General features: G+C 61.6%; 14 protein-coding genes. 10 read left to right on the top strand and 4 right to left on the bottom strand.

All coding sequences use genetic code 11. The features are described from left to right. Window positions 1-107: 107 nt before the first annotated feature. The 3 genes from aqpZ to F2P45_RS20165 all read left to right on the top strand — a co-directional run bounded on the left by aqpZ (window position 108) and on the right by F2P45_RS20165 (window position 1,970). Window positions 108-797 carry an aquaporin Z gene (gene aqpZ, locus F2P45_RS20175; RefSeq protein WP_166879148.1) on the top strand — a complete coding sequence of 230 codons (690 nt, stop codon included), beginning with the start codon at window positions 108-110 and terminating at the stop codon, window positions 795-797. Between the two features lie 251 nt (window positions 798-1,048). After that, window positions 1,049-1,525: a hypothetical protein gene (locus F2P45_RS20170; protein WP_166879145.1), complete on the top strand. Its 477-nt coding sequence runs from the start codon at window positions 1,049-1,051 to the stop codon at window positions 1,523-1,525. A 28-nt stretch (window positions 1,526-1,553) separates the two neighbouring features. Beyond that, window positions 1,554-1,970 carry a hypothetical protein gene (locus F2P45_RS20165; protein WP_166879141.1) on the top strand — a complete coding sequence of 139 codons (417 nt, stop codon included), beginning with the start codon at window positions 1,554-1,556 and terminating at the stop codon, window positions 1,968-1,970. 343 nt (window positions 1,971-2,313) lie between these two features. On the opposite strand, the gene F2P45_RS20160 is transcribed toward F2P45_RS20165, so the two are convergent. The 4 genes from F2P45_RS20160 to map form a co-directional block, all read right to left on the bottom strand. Continuing rightward, window positions 2,314-3,786: a family 43 glycosylhydrolase gene (locus F2P45_RS20160; protein WP_166879138.1), complete on the bottom strand. Its 1,473-nt coding sequence runs from the start codon at window positions 3,784-3,786 to the stop codon at window positions 2,314-2,316. A 152-nt stretch (window positions 3,787-3,938) separates the two neighbouring features. Further along, complete coding sequence (locus F2P45_RS20155) at window positions 3,939-4,685, bottom strand: pseudouridine synthase (protein ID WP_166879135.1); 747 nt, start codon at window positions 4,683-4,685, stop codon at window positions 3,939-3,941. A gap of 54 nt (window positions 4,686-4,739) precedes the next feature. Then, window positions 4,740-7,322 (bottom strand): [protein-PII] uridylyltransferase, encoded by a 2,583-nt coding sequence (locus tag F2P45_RS20150; RefSeq protein ID WP_166879132.1) that lies wholly within the window; start codon window positions 7,320-7,322, stop codon window positions 4,740-4,742. A gap of 13 nt (window positions 7,323-7,335) precedes the next feature. Continuing rightward, window positions 7,336-8,163, bottom strand: coding sequence for a type I methionyl aminopeptidase (gene map, locus F2P45_RS20145; RefSeq protein ID WP_166879129.1), 828 nt, complete (start codon window positions 8,161-8,163; stop codon window positions 7,336-7,338). 331 nt (window positions 8,164-8,494) lie between these two features. Between map and rpsB the strand changes: the two genes are divergently transcribed. The 7 genes from rpsB to ispC all read left to right on the top strand — a co-directional run bounded on the left by rpsB (window position 8,495) and on the right by ispC (window position 14,567). Beyond that, window positions 8,495-9,244, top strand: coding sequence for a 30S ribosomal protein S2 (gene rpsB, locus F2P45_RS20140; protein WP_166879227.1), 750 nt, complete (start codon window positions 8,495-8,497; stop codon window positions 9,242-9,244). 99 nt (window positions 9,245-9,343) lie between these two features. After that, the gene (tsf, locus tag F2P45_RS20135) at window positions 9,344-10,252 is read left to right on the top strand and encodes a translation elongation factor Ts (RefSeq protein WP_166879127.1); all 909 of its coding nucleotides are present in this window, start codon (window positions 9,344-9,346) and stop codon (window positions 10,250-10,252) included. Window positions 10,253-10,354: 102 nt separating this feature from the next. Then, on the top strand, window positions 10,355-11,071 hold the full coding sequence (gene pyrH, locus F2P45_RS20130; RefSeq protein ID WP_054262915.1) for a UMP kinase: 717 nt from the start codon (window positions 10,355-10,357) through the stop codon (window positions 11,069-11,071). 27 nt (window positions 11,072-11,098) lie between these two features. Beyond that, the gene (gene frr / locus F2P45_RS20125; protein ID WP_166879124.1) at window positions 11,099-11,659 is read left to right on the top strand and encodes a ribosome recycling factor; all 561 of its coding nucleotides are present in this window, start codon (window positions 11,099-11,101) and stop codon (window positions 11,657-11,659) included. Between the two features lie 106 nt (window positions 11,660-11,765). Then, on the top strand, window positions 11,766-12,518 hold the full coding sequence (gene uppS, locus F2P45_RS20120) for a polyprenyl diphosphate synthase (RefSeq protein WP_166879122.1): 753 nt from the start codon (window positions 11,766-11,768) through the stop codon (window positions 12,516-12,518). Next, window positions 12,518-13,351, top strand: coding sequence for a phosphatidate cytidylyltransferase (locus F2P45_RS20115; protein ID WP_166879119.1), 834 nt, complete (start codon window positions 12,518-12,520; stop codon window positions 13,349-13,351). The genes uppS and F2P45_RS20115 overlap by 1 nt, the downstream gene beginning before the upstream one ends. A gap of 34 nt (window positions 13,352-13,385) precedes the next feature. Next, window positions 13,386-14,567, top strand: a complete 1,182-nt coding sequence (gene ispC, locus F2P45_RS20110) for a 1-deoxy-D-xylulose-5-phosphate reductoisomerase (RefSeq protein WP_166879116.1) — start codon at window positions 13,386-13,388, stop codon at window positions 14,565-14,567. Window positions 14,568-14,580 lie beyond the last annotated feature (13 nt).

Here is a 14,580-nt window from a genome sequence, read left to right as displayed (position 1 = left end):
TTGCGATAATTCTTTGTCACTGGCAACATGCTTTCTTGACGGACACGACATCAAGTGTCGGGCCGGGTATTTTCTTTCGAAACCATGTCAGTGATAAGGATAACTTCATGAAACAGTACAGCGCCGAATTTCTCGGCACATTTTGGCTGGTGCTTGGCGGCTGCGGCAGTGCCGTGCTGGCGGCGGCCTTCCCCGGCGTCGGCATCGGCTTGCACGGTGTCTCGCTGGCCTTCGGCCTGACGGTGCTCACCATGGCGTATGCCATCGGCCATATCTCCGGCTGCCACCTGAACCCGGCGGTGTCGATCGGCCTGTGGGCTGGCGGGCGCTTTCCGGCATCGAAACTGCTGCCGTACATCGGCGCGCAGGTGATCGGTGCGATCGCGGCTGGCGGTGTGCTGTACGTCATCGCCAGCGGCGCCGCCGGCTTTGACGTGAGCAAGGGCTTTGCGTCGAACGGCTACGGCGCGCATTCGCCGGGCGGCTACTCGATGCTGGCCGCGCTGGTGACCGAAGTGGTGATGACCATGTTCTTCCTGATCGTCATTCTCGGTGCGACAGACAAGCGGGCACCGGCCGGTTTTGCGCCGCTGCCGATCGGGCTGGCGCTGACCTTGATTCACCTGATCAGTATTCCCATCACGAATACCTCGGTCAATCCGGCGCGCAGCACCGGCGTGGCGCTGTACGTGGGCGACTGGGCGGTGAGTCAGCTGTGGCTGTTCTGGGTGGCGCCGATCGTCGGTGCCTTGCTCGGTGCGGTGATCTACCGCTTCATTGCCAGCGAAGAGAAGTAATCCAGTACACCGGGCACGCTCGCAGCGGCGTGCCCGGTGGATGGTTGAGGCGACGCTGCCGGGTAGCGCCGTCCGATATCCATGCAGTATCGACCTTTTTCCGGGAACTTTACCCGACAAGCCGGATCTATATAGAGTACGGCGCCGCTGCCTTCGCGATCAGTTGATCGGCACTGCGGCCAGCTTGATGGTGCTATTGCGTACCCGGCTTATGTCTGTCATTTCCAGCCACCTTCACCCGCGCGGCGTCCTTGTTGCGCCTTGCTCTTGTTGTACGTGAAACCAGGCTCCATACCGGTTTGCTGATCAAGCTTGATCAACCGCAGCGCACAGGAAAAGAGCACAAATTTCTGACGATGAGTTGTATTTTTCGTTATCGCGTCACGTCGGGCAGGAAGAGAATTGCGTTTTTAATCACTCATCCTGTGCGTATGCCTTCCACACATCTGCGTCGTCTGCCTGTCCAGGGTGGAGCCTCATTGATCGACATCCACGTGCACGACGGCGCTATGGCCGACGCGCTACGCTGGCGTGCATTGGTCCAGCCCCACGTCCGCGCTGCCGGCCGGCTCGATGCCGCTTGGGACTGGCCCTCCATTTACAAACTTTCGCTGGCCTGCGAGCGAACTTTCGGCAGGAATGTGAGTCTTCAATGTATCGACATCGCCAATGGTGATGAAATGCCGTTACCGTTAGCAATCATGCTTTTGGCGGCTCAGGAGCGGTAAGGATGGACGGTATTTCTGGGTCGATCCCGTGCGCGCCAGTTTTGCAGGCCCAGCGCTGTATGCCGCTACGGTGACTGCGGCACTATTTGAAGAAACCATGCGGTGGATCGATCAGTGGTGCTCGCTGAGCGCGCGGTTTTGCTATGCGGGTCCGGCGCGCACGTCGTCGTTCGAACCCCTGTTCGGGCGCATGGCCGGCGTTGAGCCGAGTGGGCCGCCTACCCATGTCAGCACGCGAGCGGACGTCTCCGACCCGGCTTTTCCGGAAGGTGCGAAGGAGGGCATGCATACGGAGTCAGCCGATGTCGATGCGTTCGAGGATATCGACGATTTACCAAGAATAACAAGGGAAGAAATGCTGGCACATCCTCGTTCGATGGAACTCAATATCGCACTCCATGAAATGCAAGAGCGCCTGTTCGCTGGCCATCCGATGGGCGGGTAAGCGACTGAACCGCCGCCCCGAGACAAGCCGCAGCTTCGTCCCTTGCCGAAAGAACAGGAAGGCCGAGCCTTCCGCGCCGTCAGCGAGCGCGCTTGCGGCCCGCTTTCAGTCCAACGCTGTCGCATATGCCCGGCCCCAGGTGAATCCGGGCCGGCCACACGTTCACGACTGATTGCTGAGTATCCTAGTGTCCCGAGTCAGAAATTCGTTGAATAAATATGGCGATAATCGCGCCGATACCGCGTCACAAATGCTCGCCAGGCATTTGCCTGTCTGCGCTTTGTTCCTTGTCTCGGTGCGATTTCGCCATATTTAATCATCAACGAATTTCCAACTCGGGACACTAGTTGGCCCGCTCCAAACGCCAGCGTTGCGGCGCCAGTCCGTTTGCGCTCCACTGCTGGATCACGGCGCCATCGAGCAGGCTGCCATCGCGGTTGTCAAGCATCAGCCCGCTGTTGCGGTTGCGCATGCCGATATACTGGCTAGTGCCCGGCACCGGCAGCCACTGCTGGTTGTAGGTCGCGCCGTAGGGATAGGTCTTGACCGCCACCCCGGGCGCCGTACTGTGGCCGGTCACGTCGACCACGTTACCGTTGTAGTTCGAGGTGAGCTTGAGCCAGGCGCCGTCGACCGGGTCGAGCGACCATAGCTGGTCGGTATTGTTGAGGTTGCTGAACTGCCAGATGGCGGCGCCGTTGGCGGCGGCGGCCCGGTCGATGCTCATCACCTTGCCGCTGGCCTCGTTACGCACGCGGTACCAGATGGTGGCGCTGCCTTCGCCCGATGGGCGCGTCACGGGCGTTGCGGCGGCGACCGGGGCGCCGAGCACGGGAACGTCGCCGTTCCAGCTCACTTTCTGGATGCGCGTGGTGCGCGAGTCGCCGCAGCCCTGGCCGGTGGCCGGATTGGCGTGATAAACGATCCAGTCTTCGCTGCCGTCGGGCGACTTGGTAAAGCCGTTGTGGCCGGGACCGAAAGCGCCGTTGCCTTTTTGTAGGATCGGCGTGGCCGCCTTGCTCCAGTTGGACGGCATGGTCAGGTCCGCGCCGAGGTTGGCGGTGAGCAGGCCGAGCTTGTAGTCGTCGGTCCAGCAGCCGCTGGCCGAGATACTCATGTGGACCTTGTTGCCATGCACGATGAAGGCCGGCGCCTCGTTCACCGCCGCGCCGGATTTTTCCCAGGCCAGGGTCGGGGTGGAGATGATCGCACCCTTGCCGATCAAGGCCGTCGGGCTGCTCATGCGGGCGATCTTGATGCGCTGCGGCTGTCCGCCGGAAATATCCGACCAGGCCATGTAGAGCTGGCCGTTGATGTTGGCCACGGTCTGGTCGATCGCCCAGCTGTCCTCGCTGTCGGCGACCTTGAGCGGCGCGCTCCAGGTTCCGGTGGTGGGGTCGGCGCTGGGGTTGCGGATGGCGAACACGCGGTGCTGGTTGTCGCTGCCGGCGCCAGAGAAGTAGATATACCACGCGCCGTTGATATGGTTGATCTCGGGCGCCCAGATTTCCTTGCTGGTGCAGTTATTGCCGCTGCAGGCGGCGGTTTTGACGAACACCGTGACCGGCGTGCGCGCACCGATGCCCGACAGCGAAGGGGATTTTCTCAACTCGAGCTTGTCCCAGCCGGGTGCGGTGGAAACGAAGTAATAGTTGCCATCGCTGTGGCGCATGACGTGCGGATCGGCCGAGGACGAGGTGGCAGGGCCGACCGGGTTGATGAAGGTGGTCGCCGCGGCGCCGGCCAGGGCGGGCAGGAACAGGAGCAGGAGCGGGGCGGCGAGCCGGCCCGCCGGGATGACAGGGTGTTGTAACATTGGCAGTCTCGATTGGTGGACCGCCGCCTGCGGGCGGACGGTACGGCCATGGTGTGCCACGGCTCGCCAGCAGAGTATGGTCGTCACGTCAGGGGCCGTCCAATCCCAAAGCGGACATCGGAGCGCGTAAAAAAGTGATCGCAGCCGGGGTGTCAGAACTGCTCGTCAGGCCGCAGATAGCGCCATTGCCCGACCGGCAAATCGCCCAGCTTGACTTTGCCGATGCGCACGCGCTTGAGGCCGATCACTTTCAGGCCCACCATATCGCACATGCGGCGGATCTGGCGCTTCTTGCCTTCTCTTAAGGTGAAGCTGAGCTGGTCGTCGTTCTGCCAGCGCACCTTGGCCGCCAGCAAGGGTTTACCGTCCATCCAGAGTCCGAAGCACAATTTCTTCAGATCCGATTCCGGCAGCTTGCCTTCCTTGGTGTACTGCACGCGCACCAGGTATTCCTTTTCGATGGCGGTATCCTGCCCGATCAGGGTCTTGGCCACGCGCCCGTCCTGGGTCAGGATCAAGAGACCGACCGAGTCGATGTCGAGCCGTCCGGCCGGTACCAGCGAACGCAGCTGGGTGGGGTGGAAGGTTTCCGGCGACGGGTCCTCGGCCCAGCGGTTCTCGGCCTTGATCAGCGCCACCGCCGGCGTGTAGCCGTCTTCGGCCTGGCCGCTGACATAGCCCATCGGCTTGTTGATCAGCACGGTCACGCGCTTGGATTGCTCGGCCGCGGCCTGGCGCTCGACCGTGATTTTCTGGTGCGGCAGCACTTTGCTGCCGAGTTCGGAGATGACCTGGCCATCGACCCGCACCCAGCCGCGTGCGATCCATTCATCGGCTTCGCGGCGCGAAGAGAGCCCGAGTTCGGACATGCGTTTGGAGAGGCGTACTAATTCAGTCATGGCTTGCTTTGCAAAGGTTACGTAAAGGGTTTCTGGAAAGGGAGTTCTGCAACGCTACACGCGCAGCGCGTCGAGCAGGTCGGTTTCGAGCTGGATCTGGTTGCGCGCGTTGTTGAGCACGGCGCCGTCGACCAGGAACACGTCTTCGACCCGCTCGCCCAGGGTCATGATCTTGGCCGTGTGCAGGTTGATGCGGTAGCGCGTGAGCACGTTGGCGATGGCGTACAGGAGCCCGGTGCGGTCGTTGGCCGCGATGGACAGCAGGTAATACTGCCCGCGCTCGTCGGGCCGCAGGTCGACCGTCGGCGTGATCGGGAAGGTGCGCGACAGGCGCGAGAGCCGCCCGCGCGTGGGCGCCGGCAAGGGCGCCTGCGAGGTCAGCAGTTCGCAGATCTCGTGCTCGATCAGGTTGATGATGTCGCGGTAGCTCTTGGCGAAGCTCTGCTCGGTCACCATGAAGGTGTCGAGCGCGTAGCCGTGCCTTGTCGTGTGGATCTTGGCGTCGAGAATGCTGAAATTCTTGCGGTCGAAATAGCTGCAGATGCGCGCGAACAGGTCGGGCTGGTCCTTGACGTACACCGCCACCTGCAAGCCTTCGCCAATCGGCGCCAGGCGGCATTTGACGACCGGCTTGTCGCTGTTCAGCTTATCCCACAGGCAGCGCGTCTGCCAGGCGATGTCGGAGGCGTCGTGGCGCAGGAAGTAGGCGACGTCGAGCTGCTTCCACAGGTCGACGTGGGCGATGTCGGGCAAGCCGTACAGGCGCAGGGTGGCCATCGCTTCTTCCTGGCGGTTCTTCAGTTCGCGGTCGGCCGAGTGCGGCTCGCCGCCCAGCACGCGCAGGGTCACGCGGTACAGGTCTTCGAGCAGCTTGGCTTTCCAGGCGTTCCATACCTTGGGACTGGTGCCGCGAATGTCGGCCACGGTCAGCAGGTACAGCGCGGTCAGGTGGCGCTCGTCCTTGACCACTTTGGCGAAGGCTTCGATCACGTCCGGGTCCGACAGGTCCTGCTTTTGCGCGACCTGCGACATGGTCAGGTGGTTCTCGACCAGGAACACAACCAGTTCGGTGTCTTCCGAGCCGATCGCGTGTTCTTCGCAGAATTGGGCGGCGTCGACCGTGCCGAGCTTGGAATGGTCGCCGCCGCGGCCCTTGGCGATGTCGTGGAACAGCGCCGCCACGTACAGCAGCCAGGACTTGCGGAAGTTGGCGATCAGCTGGCTGCAGAACGGGTATTCGTGCGCGTGTTCGGTCATCGTGAAGCGGCGCATGTTACGCACCACCATCAGGATATGCTGGTCGACCGTGTACACATGGAACAGGTCGTGCTGCATCTGGCCCACGATGCGGCGGAAATTCGGCAGGTAGCGCCCGAGGATGCTGGTATCGTTCATGCGCCGCAGCGCGTGCACCAGGCCTACCGGCGCCTGCAGGATGCGCAGGAAGAGGGCGCGGTTGACCGGATCTTCGCGAAACTTGGCGTCGATCTCGAAACGCGCATGCCATAGCGCGCGCATGGTGCGCGCCGTCATGCCCTTGAGGTGCGGGCGTTCGGTCATCAGCACGAACACTTCCAGCACCGTCGAGGGCTCTCTGGTGAAGGTGTCGTCGTGGGCGATGTCGATCAGGCCGTTGACATCGTTGAAGCGCGCGTTGATCGCCTCGGCCTCGTTGGCTTCGGGGAACAGCTGCGCCTCGATATTCTGCAGCATAATGGTATTGAGCTGGGTGACCGTCTTGGCCGCCCAGTAATAGCGCTGCATCAGGTATTCGCTGGCGCGGCGCGCGTTGATGCCTTCGCCGGTGGTTTTCAGGCCGAAGCTTTCTGCGATCGGGGTCTGCACATCGAACACCAGGCGGTCTTCGCGCCGGTTGGCGTGCAGGTGCAGGCGCACCCGGATATCCTTGAAGGCGCGTTCCTTTTCCATCAGCTGGCGCGCTTCGGTCTGGGTGATCAGGCCGCGCGTGGCCAGCTGGCTCCACGAATTGGCCAGGCCGGCCGCCTTGGCCACCCATAAAATGACTTGCAGGTCGCGCAGGCCGCCCGGGCTTTCCTTGACGTTCGGCTCCAGCGAGAAGGCCGTGTCTTCGTACTTGGCGTGGCGCAGGCGCATTTCGGCCGCCTTGGCGTGGAAAAACGCCTGCGGGTCGAGCGCCCCCGCGTAACGCTGCTGCAACTGTTCGAACAGGGCCGCGTCGCCGCACACCAGGCGCGCCTCCAGCAGGCTCGTTTGCACGGTGATGTCGGCCTTCGACTCGCTCATGCACTCGTCGATGGTGCGGATGCTCGAGCCGATTTCCAGGCCCAGGTCCCACAGCATCTGCACCAGTTCTTCCAGGCGCGCCTGGGTGATGGCGTCGGCCGGTTGGCCCAGCAAAATCAGCAGGTCGACATCGGAAAACGGAAACAGTTCGCCGCGCCCGTAGCCGCCCACGCCCACCAGCGCGCACGTGGCGGGCAGGCCGACCATCCGCCAGGCTTCGGTGAGCACCTCGTCGACGCTGTGACGCAGGCCGCGCAACAGCTTTTCGGGCTTGCCGTCGGCGCGAAAAGCGGCGATCAGCACCGCCCGCTCGGCTTTCAGCCTTTGCTTGAGGAGGTCGCAGGACTGCTTCTTGAGCGCGGCGGCGGGCATGGCGGGTCCGGCCTTACGCCGTGACGGGCTGGCTGGCCGCGGTGATGAAGGCCGGCGGCGGCGGCGAACCGGCCGACAGGGTCAGCACTTCGTAGCCGGTCTCGGTGACCAGGATCGTGTGTTCCCACTGCGCCGACAGGCTGCGGTCCTTGGTTTTGATGGTCCAGCCGTCACCCATTTCCTTGATGTCGCGGCGGCCGGCGTTGATCATCGGCTCGATGGTGAAGATCATGCCCGCTTCCAGGCGCTCCAGGGTGCCCGGACGGCCGTAGTGAAGCACCTGCGGCTCTTCGTGGAAGATCTTGCCGATGCCGTGGCCGCAGAACTCGCGCACCACGCTGTAGCCGTTCTTTTCGGCGTGCTGCTGGATCACGTGGCCGATGTCGCCCAGGTGCGCACCCGGTTTGACCTGGGCGATGCCGAGCCACATGCATTCGTAGGTGACTTCGGAGAGGCGCTTGGCTAGGATCGACGGTTTGCCGACCAGGAACATGCGGCTGTTGTCGCCGTGGTAGCCGTCCTTGATGACGGTGATGTCGAGGTTGACGACGTCGCCATCCTTGAGCGCCTTGTCGCCCGGAATGCCATGGCAGATCACGTCGTTGACGGAGGTGCAGATGGCTTTCGGGTAGGGCGTGTAGCCCGGCGGGCAATAGTTCAGCGGGGCCGGGATCGATCCCTGCACGTTAACCATGTATTCATGGCAAAGACGGTCCAGTTCGCCCGTGGTGACGCCGACCTTGATGAAGGGCGTGATGTAGTCGAGCACTTCGGAGCCGAGGCGGCCTGCGACGCGCATGCCTTCGATGTCGGCGGGGGATTTGATCGAGATGTTGGACATAATTAGCAATCGGCAATGGAGCAGTAAGAGACAAAGCGGTAAGAATCAGTAACAGCGGGAGGATGTTGCGAAAACCCGTGCAAATATGGCGACCATTATAAGGGATAACGCCCGCGTCGTTCCCGCGCGGGGCTGACGAGGAAATGCTTGATCGCGCTACGCGGTGCTTGAAAAAATCCCAAATTCCGGTTAGAATCTCGGGTTGCTTGAATTCGCTTTCGAGCAATGTTGTTCAAGTAGTGCCACAAATCTTGTTAAAATCGCGAATCCGGTCGCAAAGGGTGCCTGTATGGTGACTGACCGGATTCCAGACCCAACCCTGGAGAATTACATGTCCGTAACAATGCGTGAAATGCTGGAAGCCGGTGTCCACTTCGGTCACCAAACCCGTTTTTGGAACCCAAAAATGGCGCCGTTCATTTTCGGCCACCGCAACAAGATTCATATCATCAACTTGGAAAAGACGATGGGTATGTATCAAGAAGCCATGAAAACCATCAAGCAGGTCGCATCGAACCGCGGCACGATCCTGATGGTCGGCACCAAGCGTCAAGCGCGCGAAATCATCGCCGCTGAAGCTGCACGCGCCGGCGTTCCTTTCGTCGACCAGCGCTGGTTGGGCGGCATGCTGACCAACTTCAAAACGATCAAGACCTCGATCAAGCGCCTGAAAGACATGGAAGCGCAAGTTGAAGACGGTTCGGTTGAGAAGCTGTCGAAAAAAGAAGGCCTGATGTTCCAGCGCGAAATGGTCAAGCTGCAAAAAGCCATCGGCGGTATCAAGGACATGGGCGGCGTTCCTGACGCAATCTTCGTCGTCGACGTCGGCTACCACAAAGGCGCGATCACCGAAGCCGGCAAGCTGGGCATCCCTGTTATCGGCATCGTCGATACCAACCACTCGCCAGAAGGCGTGACCCACGTCATTCCAGGCAACGACGATTCGTCCAAAGCGATCATGCTGTACGCCCGCGGCGTGGCCGATGCGATCCTGGAAGGCCGTGCAAACGCCTCCAACGAAATCGTTGAACTGGTTAAATCGGCTGGCGACGAATTCGTCGAAGTCTCCGAGCAGGCTTAATTGCCCCAGGCGCCCCTGAGGCGCCACGGAAATCAAAAGGGGTAGCAGCAGCTCCCCCTTTTTTTTAAACAGAATATGTCACAAATTTAGGAGAAACACATGGCAGCGATTACAGCAGCGATGGTAGGCGAACTGCGCGCGAAAACCGACGCACCGATGATGCAATGCAAAAAAGCACTGACCGAAGCCGATGGCGACATGGCACGTGCGGAAGAAATCCTGCGCGTCAAACTGGGCACCAAAGCCACCAGCAACGCCACCCGCATCACCGCTGAAGGCGTTGTAGCAACCTTCATCGCTGGCAATGTCGGCGCCCTGGTTGAAGTCAACAGCGAAACCGACTTCGTCGCCAAGAACGACGACTTCCTGGCACTGGCGAACAACGCCGCGCGCCTGGTTGCCGAAAACAACCCGGCCGACGTCGCCGCTCTGCTGGCCCTGCCACTCGATGGCAAGACCCTGGACGAAGTGCGCATCGCCCTGATCGGCAAGATCGGCGAGAACATGACCATCCGCCGCTTCCAGCGTTTCGAGACCACCAGCAAGCTGGCCTCGTACCTGCACGGCACCCGTATCGGTGTCGTGGTTGACTTCGACGGCGCCGACGAGCAAGTCGGTAAAGACGTGGCCATGCACATCGCTGCAATGAAGCCAGTGTCGCTGTCGTCGGACCAGGTGCCTGCCGAACTGATCGAAAAAGAGCGTTCGGTTGCTGCTCTGAAAGCTCAGGAAGATGCTGACGTCGCCGTTGCCGCAGGCAAGCCGGTACAATCGGCTGAAATCCTGGCCAAGCGCCTGGAAGGCTCGATCCAGAAGTACCTGAAAGAAGTGTCGCTGCTGAATCAATCGTTCGTCAAGAACGACAAGCAGTCGATCGAACAGATGCTGAAAGAAAAAAGCACCACCGTGAAAGCATTCACGATGTATGTTGTTGGTGAAGGCATCGAGAAAAAGCAGGACGATTTCGCTGCAGAGGTTGCGGCGCAAATGGCTGCTAACAAGCAGTAAGTGTGAAAGCGGGCCGGAAGGCCCGTTTTTTTAATCTGCGTACATGAAAGTGTGCGCATGGCAAGACCGAATACAAACCGTCATTTTTTGGAGCCCACCCCCATGTCGAAACCAGCCTACAAACGCGTACTCCTGAAATTGTCTGGCGAAGCACTGATGGGCGATGATCCTTACGGCATCAACCGCGCCACCATCGAGCGCATGGTCGCCGATGTCGCGGAAGTAGCGAACCTGGGCGTGGAGCTGGCCGTCGTCATTGGCGGCGGCAACATCTTCCGCGGGGTCGCTCCCGGCGCCCAGGGCATGGACCGCGCCACCGCCGATTACATGGGCATGCTGGCCACCGTGATGAACGCGCTGGCCCTGGCCGACGCCATGCGCCACGTCGGCATCGTCGCCCGCGTCATGTCGGCGATTGCCATCGAGCAGGTGGTCGAGCCTTACGTGCGCCCGAAAGCGCTGCAATACCTGGAAGAAGGCAAGGTTGTCGTGTTCGCCGCCGGCACCGGCAATCCCTTCTTCACCACCGATACCGCCGCCGCTTTGCGCGGTTCGGAAATCAGCGCCGAAATCGTGCTCAAGGCCACCAAGGTCGATGGTGTCTACACCGCCGACCCGAAAAAGGACCCGAACGCCACCCGCTACGAGTCGATTACTTTCGACGAAGCCATTTCCAAGCACTTGCAGGTGATGGATGCGACCGCGTTCGCGCTGTGCCGCGACCAGAAACTGCCGATCAAGGTGTTCTCCATCGTCAAGCCGGGCGCGCTCAAACGCGTGATCATGGGCGAAGACGAAGGTACACTGGTACACGTTTAATATCATTCAGAGCTACAGGAGAGCAGCATGACTATCGCTGACGTCAAGAAAAACGCGCAAGAGCGCATGAACAAGTCGATCGACACCCTTAAAAGCGATCTGGCCAAGGTCCGCACCGGCCGCGCCCATACCGGCATCCTCGATCACGTCATGGTCGATTATTACGGTTCGGCCACCGCGCTGACCCAGATCGCCAACGTGACCCTGATCGACGCCCGCACCATCGGCGTGCAGCCGTGGGAAAAGAAGATGCTGACCACGGTCGAAAAAGCGATCCGCGATGCCGACCTCGGTCTCAATCCGTCGTCGCAGGGCGACATGATCCGCGTCCCGACCCCGCCACTGACCGAAGAACGCCGCAAGGAAATGGTCAAGCTGGTCAAGGGCGAGGCGGAAGACGCCAAGATCGCGATCCGCAATATCCGCCGCGACGCCAACGAGTCGCTCAAGAAGCTGGTCAAGGACAAGGCTTGCTCCGAAGACGACGAGCGTCGTGCATCGGAAGAAATCCAGAAACTGACCGACAAGTTCGTCATTGATGTCGATAAACTGGTTGCTGAAAAAGAAAAAGAAGTCCTGACGGTGTAGAGTTTGGGAGGCCCGCTTAGGGGGAAGACGCTAAGGCAGGGTCTGCCCACGCGGAGGCGGACCCGGCGTCCGCTTCCCATGCATTTGTTCTAGATAGTCTGGATTTATGATCTATAAAAGTTCGACGACAGCAGTACCTGAAGTGGCCCGCGTGCCGCGCCACGTTGCGATCATCATGGACGGCAACGGCCGCTGGGCAACAAAACGCTTCCTTCCGCGCGTGGCCGGCCACGTCAAGGGCGTCGAAGCCGTGCGCGGCTGTGTCGAGGCCTGCATTCAGCGCGGCATCGAGTACCTCACCCTGTTCGCCTTTTCGTCCGAAAACTGGCGCCGCCCCGAAGAAGAAGTCTCGCTCCTGATGCGCCTGTTCGTCACCGCGCTCGAACGCGAAGTGGCGAAGATGCACGCAAACAATATTCGCTTGAAAGTCGTGGGCGATCTGTCGCGTTTCGATTCCAAGTTGCAAGACATGATTGCCTCGGCCGAGCGCCGCACCGCCAACAATACGCGCCTGACGGTCACCATCTGCGCCAACTACGGCGGGCGCTGGGACATCATGCAGGCCACCAGCAAGATGGTTGCCGCCAATCCCGGCATCACCACCTTTGCCGAAGAGCAGCTGGCCGAGCATCTGGCCATGGCCTACGCGCCCGAGCCGGACCTGTTCATCCGCACCGGCGGGGAAGAGCGCATCTCCAACTTCCTGCTGTGGCAACTGGCATATTCCGAGCTGTACTTCACCGATACCTACTGGCCCGATTTTTCGATCGAGTCCCTGGACGCGGCCATCGCGTCCTATCAAAACCGCGAGCGCCGCTTCGGGCGCACCGGCGACCAACTGGCTGAAAAGAAAAGCTGATGCTAATTACCCGGATCATCACCGCTGTCGTCTTGCTTGTCGTCCTGCTGGCGGTGCTGTTCGGCGGGTATTACCCCGCCTTCGCCGCGGTGGTGCTGCTGTTCCTCACGGCCGCCATCACCGAAAGCTTTCAGCTGTTCAAGTCCTCGCGCAAGCAAGCCTTTTTGGTCGCCCTGTTCTGGAGCGCCGCCTTTGCCTACGCTTTCTTGTACAAGGACAACAGCGCCGTGAAATTCTGGTTCGGCCTGTCGACCCTGCTGTGGCTGTTCCGTTTCGTGCCCGCACTGAAAACCGGCTTGCCGCCGCCCGAAGGCGGACGCAACACCATGCTGGCGACCATGTATGCGATTTCGATCGTGGCTTGCTTCGCCGCCATCGTGCTGTTCTTCAAGCATTCCGCCGTGTACTTGCTGTCGGTCATGGCGCTGGTCTGGATCGCCGACATCGGGGCTTACTTCTCCGGCAAGGCGTTCGGCAAGCGCAAGCTGGCGCCGACCATTTCCCCAGGTAAATCGTGGGAAGGCGCGATCGGCGGCGGCATTGCCGTGCTGGTCCTGTCGACCCTGTTGATCATGTTCGCCGGCCCGCTGCTGGCCGATACCTTCCCGGTCCACCTCCAGGCCAAGCTGGGCTGGAGTGGGGCGCTGGCGGTGCTGGTGGTGCTGGTTGCCGCCAGCGTGGTGGGCGACCTGGTCGAATCGCAGCTCAAGCGCCGCGCCGGCGTCAAGGACAGCAGCAACCTGCTGCCTGGCCATGGCGGCGTGCTCGACCGCATTGATGCGCTGGTGCCGGTCATGCCGCTGGCCGCCCTGATCTATACCGGGATGCTTTGAAAAGAAGTCTGAGAGAAAGTTTGAAAGAACGCCTATGCAACGCATCACCATTCTAGGCGCGACCGGTTCGATCGGCGTGTCCACCCTGGACGTGCTTGCACGCCATCCCGAAAAATACCAGGTGTATGCGCTCAGCGCGCATGCCAAGGTGGACGAACTCGCCGAGCAGTGTGCGCAGTTCCGTCCGGCGCGCGCCGTGGTCGGCAGCGCCGACGCCGCCGCCCGCCTCGACGCCTTGCTGCGCGCGCGCGGCCTCGCTGTCGAGGTCGAACACGGCGAAGCGGCACTCTGTTCCATCGCCTCCAGCGCTGAAGTCGACACCGTGATGGCCGCCATCGTCGGCGCCGCCGGTCTGGCGCCGACCCTGGCCGCGGCCCGTGCCGGCAAAAAAATTCTTCTCGCCAACAAGGAAGCGCTGGTCATGTCAGGCCAGCTGTTCATGGATGCGGTGCACGAGCATGGCGCCACCTTGCTGCCGATCGACAGCGAGCACAACGCAATTTTCCAGTCGCTGCCCGCTTCGTACGCGCGCCAGCCCGGCGCGGCCGGCGTGGCCAAGATCCTGCTGACCGCGTCCGGCGGCCCCTTTTTGAACCGCGCGGTCGAGACCTTGGAGCACGTCACCCCCGACGAAGCTTGCAAGCATCCGAACTGGTCGATGGGGCGCAAGATTTCGGTCGATTCGGCCACCATGATGAACAAGGGCCTGGAAGTGATCGAGGCGCACTGGCTGTTCGGCGCGCCGGCTTCCCTGATCGACGTGGTGATCCATCCGCAAAGCGTGATCCACTCGATGGTGTCGTACGTGGATGGCTCGGTGATCGCCGAACTGGGCAACCCCGACATGCGCACCCCGATTGCCAACGCGCTCGCATTTCCTGAACGCATAGAATCCGGCGTGGCCCAGCTCGACCTGACCAGCATCGGTACCTTGCAGTTCCACAAGCCGGACTTTGCGCGCTTTCCGTGCCTGGCGCTGGCTTTCGAATCGCTGGACGCGGGCGGTACCGCGCCGGCCCTGCTCAACGCCGCCAACGAAGTGGCGGTGCAAGCCTTCCTGGAGCGCCGCATCGGCTTTCGCGACATCGACCGCGTGATCGCGCGCGTCATGCACGAGAACCCGCATCACGCGGCCACCAGCATCGGCGCCGTGATGGACTGCGATGCGCGCGCCCGCGCCGCCGCCCAGGCCATCGTCGCCGGCCTCGCCAGATAAACCTGCCCACCCG

The sequence above is a fragment of the Massilia mucilaginosa genome, from assembly GCF_011682145.1.
GTDB classification, from domain to species: domain Bacteria; phylum Pseudomonadota; class Gammaproteobacteria; order Burkholderiales; family Burkholderiaceae_D; genus Telluria_A; species Telluria_A mucilaginosa.
This window is presented reverse-complemented; position numbering and strand designations above follow the sequence as displayed.

What these genes read in the sequence shown, in the direction of transcription:
- aqpZ (WP_166879148.1), top strand. Translation starts at nt 108, where the DNA reads ATGAAACAGTACAGCGCCGAATTTCTCGGCACATTTTGGCTGGTGCTT.
- F2P45_RS20160 (WP_166879138.1), bottom strand. Translation starts at nt 3,786, where the DNA reads ATGTTACAACACCCTGTCATCCCGGCGGGCCGGCTCGCCGCCCCGCTC.
- F2P45_RS20155 (WP_166879135.1), bottom strand. Translation starts at nt 4,685, where the DNA reads ATGACTGAATTAGTACGCCTCTCCAAACGCATGTCCGAACTCGGGCTC.
- F2P45_RS20150 (WP_166879132.1), bottom strand. Translation starts at nt 7,322, where the DNA reads ATGCCCGCCGCCGCGCTCAAGAAGCAGTCCTGCGACCTCCTCAAGCAA.
- map (WP_166879129.1), bottom strand. Translation starts at nt 8,163, where the DNA reads ATGTCCAACATCTCGATCAAATCCCCCGCCGACATCGAAGGCATGCGC.
- rpsB (WP_166879227.1), top strand. Translation starts at nt 8,495, where the DNA reads ATGTCCGTAACAATGCGTGAAATGCTGGAAGCCGGTGTCCACTTCGGT.
- tsf (WP_166879127.1), top strand. Translation starts at nt 9,344, where the DNA reads ATGGCAGCGATTACAGCAGCGATGGTAGGCGAACTGCGCGCGAAAACC.
- pyrH (WP_054262915.1), top strand. Translation starts at nt 10,355, where the DNA reads ATGTCGAAACCAGCCTACAAACGCGTACTCCTGAAATTGTCTGGCGAA.
- frr (WP_166879124.1), top strand. Translation starts at nt 11,099, where the DNA reads ATGACTATCGCTGACGTCAAGAAAAACGCGCAAGAGCGCATGAACAAG.
- uppS (WP_166879122.1), top strand. Translation starts at nt 11,766, where the DNA reads ATGATCTATAAAAGTTCGACGACAGCAGTACCTGAAGTGGCCCGCGTG.
- F2P45_RS20115 (WP_166879119.1), top strand. Translation starts at nt 12,518, where the DNA reads ATGCTAATTACCCGGATCATCACCGCTGTCGTCTTGCTTGTCGTCCTG.
- ispC (WP_166879116.1), top strand. Translation starts at nt 13,386, where the DNA reads ATGCAACGCATCACCATTCTAGGCGCGACCGGTTCGATCGGCGTGTCC.